The sequence below is a fragment of the Enterobacter cloacae complex sp. P6RS genome, assembly GCF_014982245.1.
In the GTDB taxonomy this organism is placed as follows: domain Bacteria; phylum Pseudomonadota; class Gammaproteobacteria; order Enterobacterales; family Enterobacteriaceae; genus Enterobacter; species Enterobacter bugandensis.
On record NZ_JADCLB010000015.1, the window covers coordinates 87,535 to 102,505 of the forward strand.

The 14,971-nt window shown below is 58.5% G+C and carries 21 protein-coding genes and 1 riboswitch; of the genes, 13 read left to right on the plus strand and 8 right to left on the minus strand.

The features are described 5' to 3' along the window. The first annotated feature begins 4 nt into the window (after positions 1–4). Positions 5–400 carry a lysozyme inhibitor LprI family protein gene (locus tag INF73_RS09030; RefSeq protein ID WP_069732500.1) on the plus strand — a complete coding sequence of 132 codons (396 nt, stop codon included), beginning with the start codon at positions 5–7 and terminating at the stop codon, positions 398–400. Here the strand turns inward: INF73_RS09030 and rutR are convergent. Then, positions 397–1,035 (minus strand): HTH-type transcriptional regulator RutR, encoded by a 639-nt coding sequence (gene rutR, locus INF73_RS09035; RefSeq protein ID WP_193540465.1) that lies wholly within the window; start codon positions 1,033–1,035, stop codon positions 397–399. The genes INF73_RS09030 and rutR overlap by 4 nt on opposite strands. A gap of 245 nt (positions 1,036–1,280) precedes the next feature. On the opposite strand from rutR, the gene rutA reads away from it, so the two are divergent. From rutA to rutG, 7 genes are read left to right on the plus strand one after another with little or no spacing between them, the layout of a single operon-like run. Further along, a complete protein-coding gene (gene rutA / locus INF73_RS09040) occupies positions 1,281–2,372 on the plus strand; it encodes a pyrimidine utilization protein A (protein ID WP_193540463.1) in 1,092 nt (363 codons plus the stop codon). Further along, positions 2,372–3,061, plus strand: coding sequence for a pyrimidine utilization protein B (gene rutB / locus INF73_RS09045; RefSeq protein ID WP_028012657.1), 690 nt, complete (start codon positions 2,372–2,374; stop codon positions 3,059–3,061). Before rutA ends, rutB begins: the two co-directional genes overlap by 1 nt. 11 nt (positions 3,062–3,072) lie before the next feature. Further along, positions 3,073–3,459, plus strand: a complete 387-nt coding sequence (gene rutC, locus INF73_RS09050; protein ID WP_193540461.1) for a pyrimidine utilization protein C — start codon at positions 3,073–3,075, stop codon at positions 3,457–3,459. Positions 3,460–3,466: 7 nt separating this feature from the next. Beyond that, positions 3,467–4,267: a pyrimidine utilization protein D gene (gene rutD, locus INF73_RS09055; protein WP_193540459.1), complete on the plus strand. Its 801-nt coding sequence runs from the start codon at positions 3,467–3,469 to the stop codon at positions 4,265–4,267. Between the two features lie 9 nt (positions 4,268–4,276). Next, positions 4,277–4,867: a malonic semialdehyde reductase gene (locus tag INF73_RS09060; RefSeq protein WP_193540457.1), complete on the plus strand. Its 591-nt coding sequence runs from the start codon at positions 4,277–4,279 to the stop codon at positions 4,865–4,867. A gap of 12 nt (positions 4,868–4,879) precedes the next feature. After that, entirely contained in the window at positions 4,880–5,371 is a 492-nt protein-coding gene (gene rutF, locus INF73_RS09065) for an NADH-dependent FMN reductase RutF (RefSeq protein WP_032644856.1), read from the plus strand. Positions 5,372–5,392: 21 nt separating this feature from the next. Next, positions 5,393–6,715, plus strand: coding sequence for a pyrimidine utilization transport protein G (rutG, locus tag INF73_RS09070; RefSeq protein WP_193540455.1), 1,323 nt, complete (start codon positions 5,393–5,395; stop codon positions 6,713–6,715). A gap of 73 nt (positions 6,716–6,788) precedes the next feature. Here the strand turns inward: rutG and INF73_RS09075 are convergent, their stop codons facing one another. From INF73_RS09075 to INF73_RS09090, 4 genes are all read right to left on the minus strand, one after another. Beyond that, complete coding sequence (locus tag INF73_RS09075; RefSeq protein ID WP_028012652.1) at positions 6,789–7,310, minus strand: GNAT family N-acetyltransferase; 522 nt, start codon at positions 7,308–7,310, stop codon at positions 6,789–6,791. A gap of 6 nt (positions 7,311–7,316) precedes the next feature. After that, complete coding sequence (locus INF73_RS09080) at positions 7,317–7,586, minus strand: DUF1778 domain-containing protein (protein WP_008499829.1); 270 nt, start codon at positions 7,584–7,586, stop codon at positions 7,317–7,319. A gap of 61 nt (positions 7,587–7,647) precedes the next feature. Next, positions 7,648–8,565 (minus strand): DMT family transporter, encoded by a 918-nt coding sequence (locus tag INF73_RS09085; protein WP_048959637.1) that lies wholly within the window; start codon positions 8,563–8,565, stop codon positions 7,648–7,650. A 116-nt stretch (positions 8,566–8,681) separates the two neighbouring features. Further along, the gene (locus INF73_RS09090) at positions 8,682–8,852 is read right to left on the minus strand and encodes a general stress protein (protein WP_001273664.1); all 171 of its coding nucleotides are present in this window, start codon (positions 8,850–8,852) and stop codon (positions 8,682–8,684) included. 390 nt (positions 8,853–9,242) lie between these two features. Between INF73_RS09090 and wrbA the strand changes: the two genes are divergently transcribed. Together wrbA and INF73_RS09100 are read left to right on the plus strand one after the other, a co-directional pair. Continuing rightward, entirely contained in the window at positions 9,243–9,839 is a 597-nt protein-coding gene (gene wrbA, locus INF73_RS09095) for an NAD(P)H:quinone oxidoreductase (protein ID WP_041910554.1), read from the plus strand. 18 nt (positions 9,840–9,857) lie between these two features. Then, positions 9,858–10,085 (plus strand): YccJ family protein, encoded by a 228-nt coding sequence (locus INF73_RS09100; RefSeq protein ID WP_028012649.1) that lies wholly within the window; start codon positions 9,858–9,860, stop codon positions 10,083–10,085. Between the two features lie 32 nt (positions 10,086–10,117). On the opposite strand, the gene agp is transcribed toward INF73_RS09100, so the two are convergent. Further along, entirely contained in the window at positions 10,118–11,359 is a 1,242-nt protein-coding gene (gene agp, locus INF73_RS09105) for a bifunctional glucose-1-phosphatase/inositol phosphatase (RefSeq protein WP_193540453.1), read from the minus strand. A gap of 152 nt (positions 11,360–11,511) precedes the next feature. Between agp and INF73_RS09110 the strand changes: the two genes are divergently transcribed. Both INF73_RS09110 and INF73_RS09115 read left to right on the plus strand, forming a co-directional pair. After that, complete coding sequence (locus INF73_RS09110) at positions 11,512–11,955, plus strand: helix-turn-helix domain-containing protein (RefSeq protein WP_028012647.1); 444 nt, start codon at positions 11,512–11,514, stop codon at positions 11,953–11,955. Between the two features lie 125 nt (positions 11,956–12,080). Next, complete coding sequence (locus INF73_RS09115; RefSeq protein WP_193540451.1) at positions 12,081–12,875, plus strand: SDR family oxidoreductase; 795 nt, start codon at positions 12,081–12,083, stop codon at positions 12,873–12,875. 1 nt (position 12,876) lies between these two features. On the opposite strand, the gene INF73_RS09120 is transcribed toward INF73_RS09115, so the two are convergent. After that, positions 12,877–13,236 (minus strand): helix-turn-helix domain-containing protein, encoded by a 360-nt coding sequence (locus INF73_RS09120; RefSeq protein WP_193540449.1) that lies wholly within the window; start codon positions 13,234–13,236, stop codon positions 12,877–12,879. A 100-nt stretch (positions 13,237–13,336) separates the two neighbouring features. Here INF73_RS09120 and INF73_RS09125 point away from each other — a divergent pair, with 100 nt between their 5' ends. After that, the gene (locus INF73_RS09125; protein WP_063930851.1) at positions 13,337–14,086 is read left to right on the plus strand and encodes an SDR family oxidoreductase; all 750 of its coding nucleotides are present in this window, start codon (positions 13,337–13,339) and stop codon (positions 14,084–14,086) included. Between the two features lies 1 nt (position 14,087). On the opposite strand, the gene INF73_RS09130 is transcribed toward INF73_RS09125, so the two are convergent. Next, the gene (locus tag INF73_RS09130) at positions 14,088–14,591 is read right to left on the minus strand and encodes a DedA family protein (protein ID WP_041910556.1); all 504 of its coding nucleotides are present in this window, start codon (positions 14,589–14,591) and stop codon (positions 14,088–14,090) included. A 154-nt stretch (positions 14,592–14,745) separates the two neighbouring features. Further along, positions 14,746–14,915, plus strand: a riboswitch (M-box (ykoK) riboswitch). Positions 14,916–14,971: the final 56 nt, after the last annotated feature.

Below are 14,971 nucleotides of genomic sequence, written 5' to 3' on the forward strand. Positions count from 1 at the left end.
GTATATGAAACGATATCTTATCGCCGGTGCGGCACTGCTGCTCAGCACCGGCGCGCTGGCCAACGAGTGCGACAACGCGACCACCCAGCTTGAACTGAATACCTGTAGCGCGCAGCAGTACCAGGCAGCCGATAAAAAACTCAACCAGACCTACCAGGCCGCCATCAAACGCGCGGCGGCCCCCCAGCGCGACCTGCTGAAAAAGGCGCAGCAGGCGTGGATTACCCTGCGCGACGCGGACTGCGCGTTTATCGGTTCGGGGACGGAAGGCGGGAGCGTCCAGCCAATGATTGTTAACCAGTGCCTGGCGGAAAAAACCGTGGAGCGCGAGGCGTTTCTGGCCTCGCTGATGCAGTGTGAAGAGGGCGACTTAAGCTGCCCTCTCCCGCCGGGCAATTAACGCGCGCGGATCCCTTCGATAATCATCCGCTGCACGTTTTCGAGGGTGCTCTGGAAAAACGCCTCGTCCTGGAGCGTTTTACCGGTTACCGCCTCGACCTGGGCCGCAAAGTCAGCGTAATGCTGGGTAGCGGCCCAGATCATAAAGATCAGGTGCTGCGGGTCGACCGGGGCAAGCTTACCGCTGGCAACCCATCCGGCGATAATCGCCGACTTATCGTCCACCAGCTGCTTTAAATCCCCCGTCAGCTCCGCCTGTAGCAGCGGCGCGCCCTGCAGCATCTCAAGACAAAACAGCCTTGACGCCTGCGGGTAATCGCGCGACACCTCGAGCTTCAGGCGAATGTACTCCTCGATAGCCACCAGCGGGGCCAGCTCTTCGCGAAATGCCTTGAGCGGCGCCAGCCAGATATCGAGGATCTGCTGCATCACCGCCACATACAGCGCCTCTTTCGACGGGTAATAGTAGAGCAGATTGGTTTTAGACACCCCGGACTGCTCCGCCACCTGCTCCAGGCGCGTGCCGTGAATGCCAAACTGTGAAAAGGTCTCCAGCGCGGCGCTGAGGATCGCCTGCTTCTTGGCGCTCACCGCCTGCGAACGTTTTCCGGGTGTTTTCACTGCGCCTTGTGTCATTTCCGCTCTCCATTTTCTTTCCTGCGCTCAGCATAGCAAAACCCCCGCCTCGCCACGACCTTCTGCACTCCCATCGCGCATGAGTGCCTGTTTTCTGTGCAATGTTTTTGACCATTTAGTCCACATTTAGCGGCATCAATTCCCCAACCTCTGATTAACACATTAATAACACTGCCATTTTCAAAACTGGCATTGACTTTGCTAAAACACCGTTACACCTGCGACGTAATGAAGAGAGGTTCGTGATGAAAATTGGCGTATTTGTACCCATCGGCAACAACGGCTGGCTTATCTCGACCACTGCACCGCAATACATGCCGACCTTTGAGCTGAATAAAGCCATCGTGCAGAAAGCGGAGCACTACCATTTCGACTTTGCGCTTTCGATGATCAAGCTGCGCGGCTTTGGCGGCAAAACCGAATTCTGGGATCACAACCTGGAGTCCTTCACCCTGATGGCCGGGCTGGCAGCGGTTACCTCGCGGATCCAGATCTACGCCACCGCGGCCACCCTCACCCTTCCGCCCGCTATCGTGGCACGCATGGCCTCCACCATCGACTCCATCTCCGGCGGGCGCTTTGGCGTTAACCTGGTCACCGGCTGGCAAAAACCGGAGTACGAGCAGATGGGACTCTGGCCGGGCGACGATTACTTCTCCCGTCGCTACGACTACCTGACCGAATACGTGCAGGTCCTGCGCGACCTGTGGGGCACCGGCAAAAGCGACTTCAAAGGCGACTTCTTTACCATGAACGACTGCCGCGTCAGCCCGCAGCCGTCGGTACCGATGAAGGTAATTTGCGCCGGGCAGAGCGATGCGGGGATGGAATTCTCCGCGAAATACGCCGACTTTAACTTCTGCTTCGGCAAAGGCGTTAACACCCCTGCCGCCTTTGCCCCGACCGCGGCACGCATGAAGGAGGCCGCCGACAAAACCGGGCGCGACGTGGGCTCGTACGTGCTGTTAATGGTCATTGCCGACGAAACCGACGACGCCGCGCGCGCCAAATGGGAGCGGTATAAGGACGGCGCTGACGACGAAGCCCTGAGCTGGCTTACCGAGCAGAGCCAGAAGGATACCCGCTCCGGCGCAGACACCAACGTGCGTCAGATGGCCGACCCGACCTCCGCCGTCAATATCAACATGGGCACGCTGGTTGGCTCGTATGCCAGCGTCGCCAGAATGCTCGACGAAGTGGCGGCCGTCCCCGGCGCGGAAGGCGTCCTGCTGACCTTCGATGATTTCCTCACCGGCGTGGAAACCTTCGGCGAGCGCATCCAGCCGCTGATGCAGTGCCGCGCCCACATTCCTGCCGTCACGAAGGAGGTGGCGTAATGACGACCCTTAACGCACGCCCGGAAGCCATAACCTTTGCGCCGCAGCAGAGCGCGCTGATCGTGGTGGACATGCAAAACGCCTATGCCAGCCAGGGCGGTTATCTGGATCTGGCGGGGTTCGACGTCTCCGCCACAAGGCCTGTGATCGAGAACATCAAAACCGCCGTCGCCGCCGCGCGCGCGGCGGGCATGCTCATCATCTGGTTCCAGAACGGCTGGGATGACCAGTACGTCGAGGCAGGCGGCCCCGGCTCGCCCAACTTCCACAAGTCGAACGCCCTGAAAACCATGCGCAAGCGGCCCGAACTGCAGGGCAAGCTGCTGGCCAAAGGCGGCTGGGATTATCAGCTGGTGGATGAGCTGGTCCCGCAGGCGGGCGATATCGTCCTGCCGAAACCGCGCTACAGCGGCTTTTTCAACACCCCGCTCGACAGCCTGCTGCGCAGCCGGGGCATTCGCCACCTGGTGTTCACCGGCATTGCCACCAACGTGTGCGTGGAATCGACCCTGCGCGACGGCTTTTTCCTCGAGTATTTCGGCGTGGTGCTGGAAGACGCGACCCATCAGGCCGGGCCGGAATTCGCCCAAAAGGCAGCCCTGTTCAATATCGAAACCTTTTTTGGCTGGGTCAGTAACGTTGCGGATTTCTGCGACGCCCTGAATCCTCCGCTCGCCCGTATCGCCTGAGGAGACACACGATGCCGAAATCCGTAATCATCCCGCCGGGCACCAGCACGCCCATCGCCCCGTTTGTTCCCGGTACCCTTGCCGACGGCGTGGTGTATGTCTCCGGCACGCTGCCGTTTGATAAAGACAACAACGTGGTATTTATCAACGACCCAAAGGCGCAAACCCGCCACGTGCTGGAGACGATCAAAACCGTGATCGAAACGGCGGGTGGCACCATGGAGGACGTGACCTTCAACAGCATCTTTATTACCGACTGGAGAAACTACGCCGCGATTAACGAAATCTACGCCGAGTTCTTCCCCGGCGATAAACCGGCGCGGTTCTGCATTCAGTGCGGGCTGGTAAAACCGGACGCGCTGGTTGAGATCGCCACCGTTGCGCACATCGCGAAGTGAGGCAGGCATGAAACTTTCCGTCTCGCCGCCGCCGTACGAGGGTGCGCCCGTGGTGGTCTTTATTTCCGGTCTCGGCGGCAGCGGCAGCTACTGGCTGCCCCAGCAGGCCGCGCTGGAGCCGGAGTATCAGGTGGTGTGCTATGACCAGCGGGGAACGGGCAATAACCCCGACACCCTGCCGGAGGGTTACAGCCTTGCGCAGATGGCAGACGAGCTCGCCCAGGCGCTGGCTGACGCAGGCATTGCGCGCTACAGCGTCGTCGGGCACGCGCTCGGCGCGCTGGTCGGCCTGCAGCTGGCCCTCGACAGGCCCGACGCCCTCACCGCGCTGGTGTGCGTCAACGGCTGGCTGACCCTCAATGCCCACACCCGCCGCTGTTTTGACGTTCGCGAGCGGCTGCTGCATTCCGGCGGCGCGCAGGCGTGGGTCGAGGCGCAGCCGCTGTTTCTCTACCCGGCAGACTGGATGGCCGCCCGCGCGCCGCGTCTGGAGGCCGAAGAAGCGCTGGCGCTGGCCCATTTCCAGGGTAAAACCAACCTGCTGCGCAGGCTCAGCGCCCTGAAAAAAGCCGACTTCCGCCGCCAGTCCGCACATATTCGCTGCCCGGTGCACATTATCTGTTCCGCCGACGACGTGCTGGTGCCGTCCGTCTGTTCCGCTGAACTGCACGCCGCCCTCCCGCACGCCCACAAAACGGTCATGCGCCAGGGCGGACATGCCTGCAACGTCACCGAGCCGGACACCTTTAACACCCTGCTGCTGAACGGGCTTGCCAGCCTGCTGCACAGCCCTGAACCCGCTTTATAAGGAGCTTTAATGAGCGAAGCCATTACCCCCGCCGCGCTGGAAACGCTGTTCACCGGTGCCCGCACCCACAACGGCTGGCTGGATATGCCGGTCAGCGACGAGACGCTGCGCGAGATGTATGACCTGATGAAATGGGGCCCAACGTCTGCCAACTGCTCACCGACGCGCATTGTCTTTGTGCGAAGCGCAGAGGGAAAAGAGAAGCTGCGCCCGGCGCTCTCCAGCGGCAACCTCGAGAAAACGCTTACCGCCCCGGTGACAGCGATTGTCGCCTGGGACGGGGAATTCTACGAGCGCCTGCCCGAGCTGTTCCCGCACGGCGATGCCAGAAGCTGGTTTACCGCAAGCCCCGCGCTGGCGGAAGAGACGGCCTTTCGCAACAGCTCTATGCAGGCCGCGTATCTGATTTTCGCCTGTCGCTCCCTGGGGCTGGACACCGGGCCGATGTCGGGCTTTGACCGACAAAAGGTCGACGAGGCCTTTTTCACCGGCACAACGCTTAAAAGCAACCTGCTGATCAACATTGGCTATGGCGATACGCGCAAACTTTACGGGCGCCTGCCGCGCCTGACCTTCGACGATGCCTGCGGGCTGGCGTAAGGAGCGATCGTGATGACACCTGATAAACAAACCTTTCGCGACGCCATGGCCTGCGTCGGCGCGGCGGTCAACATCATCACCACCGACGGCCCGGCGGGGATGGCGGGCTTTACCGCCAGCGCGGTATGCAGCGTCACGGATTCCCCTCCCACCCTGCTGGTGTGCCTGAACCGCGGCGCGTCGGTCTGGCCCACGTTCAGCGAAAACCGCACCCTGTGCGTGAATACCCTGAGCGCCGGACAGGAGCCTTTATCCAATCTGTTTGGCGGCAAAACGCCGATGGCGGAACGCTTTACCGCCGCCCGCTGGCAGACGGGCGACACGGGCTGCCCGCGTCTGGAGGATGCGCTGGCCTCCTTTGACTGCCGCATCAGCCAGGTGGTCAGCGTCGGTACTCACGACATTCTGTTTTGCGACATCGTATCGATTATTCGCCACCCCGCACCGCAAGGTCTGGTGTGGTTTGACCGCAGCTACCACGCGCTTATGCGACCCGCCTGCTAAGGCGCTTAAAGGAGACAGACCATGTTCGGATTTCCCCACTGGCAGTTGAAATCGACCTTCACTGAAGCAGGCGTGGTCGCGCCGGATGAACGCCTCCCGCTCGGGCAAACCATGGTGATGGGCGTCCAGCATGCAGTCGCGATGTTTGGCGCGACGGTATTGATGCCGATGCTGATGGGGCTCGATCCCAACCTGTCTATTCTGATGTCGGGAATCGGCACCCTGCTGTTCTTTTTTGTTACCGGCGGGCGCGTGCCCAGCTACCTGGGCTCCAGCGCCGCCTTTGTCGGCGTGGTGATCGCCACTACCGGTTTTAACGGCCAGGGGATCAACCCCAACCTGAGCGTGGCCCTCGGCGGCATCATCGCCTGCGGGCTGGTCTATACCCTGATTGGTCTCGTTGTGATGAAGATCGGCACGCGCTGGATCGAACGGATGATGCCCCCCGTCGTTACCGGCGCGGTGGTGATGGCGATAGGCCTGAACCTCGCGCCGATTGCGGTGAAAAGCGTCTCCGCTTCGCCGTTTGAAAGCTGGATGGCGGTGATCACGGTGCTGTGCATCGGCCTGGTGGCAGTCTTTACGCGCGGGATGATCCAGCGTCTGCTGATCCTGGTCGGGCTGATTGTCGCCTGTCTGATCTACGCCCTGCTGGCGAACGTGTTCGGCATGGGCAAGCCGGTCGATTTTACCCTGCTTCGTCAGGCCGCCTGGTTCGGTCTGCCGCAGGTGACCTCGCCCACCTTTAACACGCAGGCGATGATGCTTATCGCCCCGGTGGCGGTGATCCTGGTGGCGGAAAACTTAGGGCACCTGAAGGCGGTGGCGGGAATGACCGGGCGCAGCATGGATCCGTACATGGGCCGCGCGTTCGTCGGCGACGGGCTGGCGACCATGCTCTCAGGCTCCGTGGGCGGCAGCGGCGTGACCACCTATGCGGAAAACATCGGCGTGATGGCGGTGACCAAGGTCTACTCAACGCTGGTCTTCGTGGCGGCGGCGGTAATGGCGATCCTTCTTGGTTTCTCACCGAAGTTCGGCGCGCTGATCCACACCATTCCGTCACCGGTCATCGGCGGCGCGTCGATTGTGGTGTTCGGGCTGATCGCCGTGGCCGGGGCGCGCATTTGGGTGCAGCATCGGGTTGACCTTAGCCAGAACAGCAACCTGATCATGGTGGCCGTCACGCTGGTGCTGGGCGCGGGCGATTTTGCCCTGACGCTGGGCGGGTTTACGATTGGCGGGATTGGTACGGCGACCTTCGGCGCGATCCTGCTTAACGCCCTGCTGAGTCGCCGGATGGCCGCTGCGCCGCAGGGCGAGGTGGTGCGTCAGGAGTCGTGAAATCTCAATGTCGGGTGACGGCGACGCCTTACCCGACCTTTATGTTCGCTAAGAACACCTTTATGTCAGGCAATCACACCTGCTCAAACAGTCGTTCGATAGATTTTGTAGGAAAGAAAAGAGAATGGCTGTTTTCACCCGTCAGCGGAATAAAGCCCTGCTTCAGATAAAATTGTTTTGCCAGGTCGTTGAGTGCATCAACAAATATTCCGTGTACACCCACCGCCTGCGATGCCAGATAGACAACCCGCATGGCATGCGTGACGAGCGTCGTTCCCCACTCCAGCCCCTGTAAGTCTTTATGTATCGCCAGACGTCCCAGCGTTACGCTCGGTACGTTGCTATAAGGGATCCGACGCTGCTGAGTCTTAGAAGGCAGCATCGCTTTTTCAAAGCAACTACCAGACAACGTGTAATAGCCCAGGACTCGCGGACCATCGCGATCTTTAAGCAAATAGCCTCGTAAAATACGCCCATTGTGCTGACGCACCAGATGTTCTGTGAGGAAGACATTTAGCGAGGGTTCACCACAATCGAAGTCCCTGAAATCATAGTCTTTTCCCTCTGAAAACATTTCGATCGTGAGATTATCCACGACGCTTCACTCCATGTTTCGAAGACGTTTCGCCGCTCGCTTCAGGCGTTCATTTGGCTCTGGTGGATTGTCGATGGCATCCATCACCGCATTCCAGGAGGCTTCGTTTAACACGAGACGACGGTGCTGCTCGATGACCTCTGCAGCACGCTCTGACGCACTGTTCACCATAAACTGGGTGATCGTTTGATTCGTCATCGCCGCCGCTTCTTCAATCATTGTTTTGTCTTCGTCCGTTAAGCGAAGATCGATACGCTGTTTTTTAAGTGCTGGCATGGTTTACATCACCGTGTACGGTTTTAATCCGTACACATCCTAAGTAACGTTGCGCTTTTTTTCAATCTAAACCTTTTTCAGCAGTCAAATGACTCGCTTCACGCCCCCGCTTTCTGAGCTTTAGTTCGCTCACCAGCACTCCGGCGACAATAAACGCCGCGCCCACCAGCGCCAGCAGCGGTAAACGCTCGCCGGCCAGTCGTCCGAAAATCCCCGCCCAGACCGGTTCACCGGTGTAGATCACCGTCGCCCGCGTTGGCGATACGCTGCGCTGTGCCCAGTTCATGGTCACCTGGATAATGGCGCTGAAGATGCCAAGCCCCAGCGCGACTACCACCAGCCCCGTGGACATCGGCGGCACGGATTCCCCGGCCGGCACCATCGTCGCGAAGGCCACCAGCGACGCCGTCGCGAGCTGCACCACCGTCACGCGCTTGACGTCCACTTTCCCAGCCCAGGCGCTGATCAGAATAATTTCCGCCGCGATGGCAATGGCCCCGACGAGGGTAATGATCTCGCCCGGCCCCAGCGCCAGCAGGTTATTTTCCGGCCCGGCTAATAAAATCAGGCCGATAAACGCCAGCACGATGCCAATGCAGGACATCAGCCCCGGTAGCCGTCCGAGGCATAACCATTGCAGCAGCGGCACCAGCGGCACGTACATGGCGGTAATAAAAGCGGATTTGCTGCTGGAGATGGTCTGCAATCCCCACGTCTGCAGGCTGTAGCCCATCGCTATCGCAACCCCAATCGCCACGCCGGCCTTGAGTTCCTTAAGCGTAAGACCCCGCAGCGTTTTAAGGGAGATCAGCCCCACGGCTATCGCCGCTGTCGCAAAGCGCAGGCCGACAAAAAAGAACGGATCGCTGAGGGTCACCGCGTACTGGACGGCAAGAAAGGTCCCGCCCCAGAACATGGTGATGAGAATAAGGATGGCTTCCTGCGGTTTTATGGAGAATTTAAAGCGTGAGACGGACATGCGACACCAACAAGTGAGATCAATTCTGTAGTGTGCGTTGCCTTTGGTTACAGTTCAATGTTGCAGACATAAAAAAACCGCCGGGAAACCCGGCGGCAGGGAGTCAACCCGGCGTACTACTTATTGCTGCCGTGGCTATTTTTACCCCCTTTTTTACCAGCCTCTGATGCGCGCTGAGGGTCGTTCTTGAAGTTACCCCCGCTAGACTGGCCACCTTTACGACCTGCTTCTGATGCTCTTTCACGGTCTTCAGCGAAATTACCTGAACCACCACGATGGTTTGCCATCTCTAACCTCCAGAGTGTGAAACATTAGACATCATATTGCATTCAGTAAAAGAGGATTCTTTCACCTCGCGGCTAAAGGACAGGGCCTTTATCTGTGCCGCGTGAAACTAAGCTTAGTGGACTGAGGCTATCCGGCAAGCCACGGGTAATATTCTGCAACATGATATCCGCCTTTCGGGTCAGATAACGCGACGGAAATCTATAAGCCTTTCTTATCATTTTAAAATTCGACGACCAGAAAGTTGTTTCATTTTGCTACAGCACCTTATTGTAACCATGTTGTTATAAATCAAAGAAATGCCGTTCATTTTTGCAGTCTGGCCGTGATGTCATATCTTTAAATGAACGCAGCGATCCGCTGTCAGAAAAACCAACGAGGAGTGATGCAAAATGGCAAAAGTTCTGGTGCTCTATTATTCCATGTATGGACACATTGAAACCATGGCTCACGCGGTAGCAGAAGGTGCAAACAGAGTGGACGGCGTTGAGGTTGTGGTAAAACGCGTACCGGAAACCATGCAGGCGGAAGCGTTCGCCAAAGCCGGGGGAAAAACACAAAATGCCCCGGTCGCGACCCCGCAGGAGCTGGCGGAGTATGATGCCATTATCTTCGGCACCCCGACCCGCTTCGGCAATATGTCAGGCCAGATGCGTACCTTCCTCGATCAAACCGGCGGGCTCTGGGCATCCGGGGCGCTGTACGGCAAACTCGCCAGCGTATTCAGCTCTACCGGTACCGGCGGCGGCCAGGAGCAGACGATTACCTCAACCTGGACTACCCTTGCTCATCATGGGATGGTGATTGTGCCAATTGGCTACGGCGCGCAGGAGCTGTTTGACGTTTCTCAGGTGCGCGGCGGGACGCCGTACGGCGCAACCACCATTGCCGGTGGGGATGGCTCACGTCAGCCAAGCAATGAAGAACTCTCTATCGCCCGCTATCAGGGTGAATACGTCGCGGGTCTCGCTAAAAAACTGAACGGCTAACCCAACAGGAGGAAAAGTATGCCAACACAGGAATCCAAAGCTCACCACGTGGGCGAATGGGCAAGTTTACGCAACACCTCTCCGGAGATTGCCGAAGCCATCTTTGAAGTCGCGAACTACGACGAAAAGCTGGCCGAGCAGATTTGGGAAGAAGGCAACGATGAAGTGCTGATTCGCGCCTTCGAAAAAACGGACAAAGACTCGCTCTTCTGGGGCGAGCAAACCATCGAACGTAAAAACGTCTAAGCGTTTCCCCCCGCCATGCGGGGGGTTCTCTCTTACTTCGCCGCGTTATTCATCACCGCATTGAATTTATCAACCGGACAGAAGCCGTTCGCGTCCACCGGACAGCCCTTCAGCTCCAGCGTCACGCGCTGCGCGGGCGACTGCAATGACAGCACGCTGGCGTTGCGCAGCTGCTCCGCGCTCTGATAGACATACTCAATTTTCATCAGCTCCTGATTGCTGTTTTTGTCGTGCCAACGCTGGAAGACAATCTTGCCGCCAATCGGGGTCTGTTCCTGCTGGTCATGCAGCTGATACGGCTTGAAATCCAGCGCGGTGAGCAGTGAAGCGATGTTCGAATCGTGCCCTACCAGCAGAGTAATCTTAGGCGCTTTCGCCTGTTCGGTGACCAGCGTTTTATCGATATATTTCACCAGCGGCTTCGCCACGTTTTGCGCCACCTCGGTGGAGGTGAACAGCGAGTCCTGATAGCCGTTCTTCAGCTTCGACAGCACGCGCCACTGCTGGTCGGTCTTGATTTCACCCCAGGCCACCTGGTCGGCCGGGAAACCTTCGTAATACTGCAGCGTGAACGCGTCCACCAGCGAGTTACCCACCTTCAGCGGCCCGGATACGCCAGGCTCTTTTTCATAGTCGGCGCTGAAGGTATCTTTCGCGTCCGCCAGGGAGCAGACTTTTTTCTCTTTGCAGGACGGGGAATCGGCGTAATTTGTCATCTGCTCCAGCAGCTTATAGCTTTCGCCAAGCTGCATTTTCTGCCGCTCGGTCTCCATCGCCTTCAACGCTTTTTCGCGGAATTCCGGCGAGTTATCGGTAATCACCGGATTAAAGGTCGGATCCATGGTGCCCATTTTTTCCTGATGATGCACAGGAACGTCGCAGCCCGGGAACGCGCCGGTAATAAAGAACTGCGCGGTGGCGACGGTACGCTGCAGGCTGTTGGCGTAAGCATACACGCTATCTGCTGGCGGGCACTCTCCCGTCTTCACCATCCCCTGCTCTGCCAGCCACTCGCGCATGTAATGGCCCATATAGACTTCCAGCACGCCGCCTTTGGTGGTGAGCTGACCGCCCGGAACGTCCCACTCCGGCCACTGCTTCGGCGTGGACTGCTCCAGCACGCTGCCGTTGTTAGCGAGCGGCGCGCGCAGGTTGTGACGGCTCATGATTAACACCTGCTCCAGCTGATAGCCTTTCGGCGTCTCCTGCGCCTGTGCGCCAAAGGTCATTGAAAGGGTACCTGCCACGGCCACTGCGAGTAGTGCTTTTCTCATCCCTCGTTCCTCACGTTTTTTTAATGTTCCAGTGAGTGTGACAGATTCGTGACAGTTTTTTCGGGAAGCATTTCTCAAACTGATGATTAACGTGCTTACGGTGGGCGCTAATTAGTTTTATAATAAAACCATACCCCACCGGAGACCTGACCGTGAAACGCACCCGCCTTGAAGAGAGCACCTGCCCCGTCGCCCGTTCGCTGGATATCATTGGCGACTGGTGGTCGCTGCTGATCGTTCGCGACGCGCTGCGCGGGATTAAACGCTTCGGCGAGTTTCAGAAAAGCCTCGGTATCGCAAAAAACATGCTCACCTCGCGGCTGAAGCTGCTGGTCGATGAAGGCATCCTCCGGCTTCAGCCCGCCTCCGACGGCAGCGCATGGCAGGAATACGTTCTGACCGACAAGGGACGCGCGCTCCAGACGGTGCTGGTTGCTCTCTCCCAGTGGGGAAATGAATTTTTGTTCGCGGAAAACGAATGCGGCACCGTTCTCGTCGATAGTGAACAGCGCAAACCCCTGCGTAAACTGGCGCTTATCGCCGACGATGGGCGCGAACTGACGCCTGAAGAGATCGTGGCTAAACTCCCCTCCTGATCGTTCCCAACGGCAAAAGCACAAAATGCCCGGCAAAATGGTTGCATTATAAAACCAAATAGCAGAGAGTTAATTCAGTTTCATATTGAAACCAAATAACCCACTTTGCTTTGAGGTAACACACGATGACTACGCAAATCACCACCGCCCTGATTACCGGCGCCTCTTCCGGGATCGGGGCCGTCTATGCCGATCGCCTGGCCGCGCGCGGCGCTAACCTGGTCCTGGTCGCCCGCCGCGAGGATCGCCTGAAAACCCTCGCCGCCGACCTGCGCGCGCGCTATGGCGTGGCCGTCACTATACTGGTGGCCGATCTCAGCGATGAAGCCGGGATCCGCGCCGTGGAAAATGAACTGCGCCGCAATACCGCCATCGATACGCTGGTAAACAACGCGGGCACCGCGCAGATGGCCCCGTTCCTCGCGGGCGATGTGGCGCAGCATCAGGCCATCAACACCCTCAACACCACGGCGCTGATGCGTCTGACCTACGCCATCCTGCCCCGCCTGGCGCAGAACAATCGCGGGACGCTGATCAATATCGCCTCGGTGTTATCGCTCCATGTCCGTGCGGGCAGCGCGCTGTACAGCGCCACCAAAGCCTGGGTACTGAGCTTTACCCGCGGACTGCAGGAAGAATTTGCCGATAGCAGCGTGCGCATTCAGGCCGTGCTGCCCGCCGCGACGGCGACGGAGATCTGGAGCCATTCAGGGGTTACGGTGAACGATCTGCCGGAAGGGTCTGTGATGACCACCGATGATATGGTCGATGCGTCACTGGCGGGTCTGGATCAGGGCGAACAGATCACTATTCCGCCGATGCATGACGCCGCCCTGTGGGATCGCTACGAAGCGGCGCGCCTTGAGCTGTTTAACAGCGCGCGCACCGGGGTTCCGGCACCGCGCTACGTTAAACAGTAGCCTAACGCTCAAGCTGGTCGCCGTACTCGCTCATCCAGGCGGCCAGCGGCGAGAGCGCATCCTGGAGGGTTAATCCCAGCTCGGTAATTTGATACTCCACGCGCGGGGGGATCTCCGGGTAGACCGTCCGCGTCACCAGCCCGCGCTGCTCAAACAGGCGGAGCTGCTTCGTCAACTCTTTCTGCGTAATGGGGGCAGCGGCACGCAGCAGATCGCCAAAGCGTACGGGCGCGTTGAACACAATCAGGCGATAGAGAATGGGGATCGCCCACTTACCGGATATCAGGTTGACAAACTGCGTCATCGGGCAGGTATACGCCTCAGATTTTTTTTCGCAGCACACCTCCAGCATTTCTGCCATAGCACACCTCTTGCCTCGTTAGTATCCATTTGGTACCTGGTTTCCTTTCGATACTAACGTTTCTATAGTGCTTTCTCCAGTGACATTTCAGGAGAAGAACATGGGTCGTTTAACCGATAAATATACGCTGATTACCGGCGGCACCAGCGGCATTGGTCTTGCCACCGCGCAGGCGTTTATCGCCGAAGGGGCGCGCGTCGCCGTGACCGGACGCAACCCGGACACCCTCGCCGAAGCAGAGCGCATTCTGGGCGATAAGGCCTGGGTGATCCCAACCGACGCAGGCGATATCGCGTCGCAAAAAGCGCTGGCGGAAACTCTCGCCGCCCGCTGGCCACGCCTGGACGCGGTGTTTCTCAACGCTGGCGATGTGACGCACGCGCCGCTGGAAGCCTGGCAGGAGGATGCGTGGGACCGCCTGATGGGCATCAACCTGAAGGGACCGTTCTTTTTAATTCAGGCGCTGCTGCCGCTGCTGAATAACCCGTCCTCGGTGATCCTCTGCGGCTCCGTGAGCGCGCGCATCGGCCTGCCCACCAGCAGCGTGTATGCTGCGAGCAAGGCCGCCCTGCTGTCGCTGGCGCGAACGCTGTCGGCGGAGCTGCTGCCGCGCGGGATCCGCGTCAACGGCCTGAGCCCCGGTCCGGTGGAAACCCCGGCGTTTACGAAGACGGGCTTAAGCGAAGAGGCGCTTAACGCGATGATGGCGGAGATCATCAAGCTGGTGCCGCTCGGCAGAATGGGCTCGACGACGGAGCTGGCAAAAGCCGCGCTTTATCTGGCGTCCGACGAGTCGAGCTACACGGTAGGAACGGAGCTGCTGGTGGACGGCGGAATGGGGAGTCTGTAACTCAAAAGGCGCTGATGCCGGTGACCGCGCCGACATACAGCGCCGCCCATGCACAGGCGGAAAGCAGGCTGACGGCGTAAACTTTGACGGCGTTCAGCCTGAGCATCCCCGCCGCCAGCGGCACGACATAACGCAACACCGCCAGAAAGCGCGACGTAAACAGTACGATGACACCGTTTTTTTGCAGCTGATGCTGAACCCGTAAAAACGTAGCGGCATGCTTCGCCGTAAAGCGCGCGACCAGCCGGGTATGCCCCATCAGCTGGCCGATATGGTAGTTCAGCACCGATCCCGCCGTTGCCCCCAGCACCACGGCGAGCCACGCCAGCGCCGGGTGCATGCTCCCCTGGCTGACGCCGATGCCCGCCAGCAGCATCACCGAGGCGGGCGGCAGCACGGAGGAGATCAGCACCGTGGACTTGCTCAGCGCCATTACGAATAACAGCGCGAACAGATGTGCCGGATAAAGCGCAAAATGATTCAGCAGATTATCAAACCACGCCATTTTCCTTCCCTCGTTAATTAATCCTCCATTTAAAAGGAATAACCTTAAATAAACCCTCAACATTTTATTAATAAGATTTACCTAAACCTTCCTTAAACATTATTTAATTTCCTGAGCGATAAATTTAAACAAGCGTATTATTCCTCACGCTTTACAACGATCTCGTTATGGCGAGGCTCCTGTACAAATACACGTTATCGCTCTGGTGGGTTCGAGAGAACCGGCACAGGGTAAAACAGGCACTGTCGAATCAAGGCTTTGTCAGTATAACTTCCCTTGCGGGATACGGTGTACAGTGCTGAACCCAGGACGTGGGGATCTCCTTTCCGACATGCCCTGTCTTGCTCGCCCCTGAGAGATTTTATTATTCAAAGGGAATT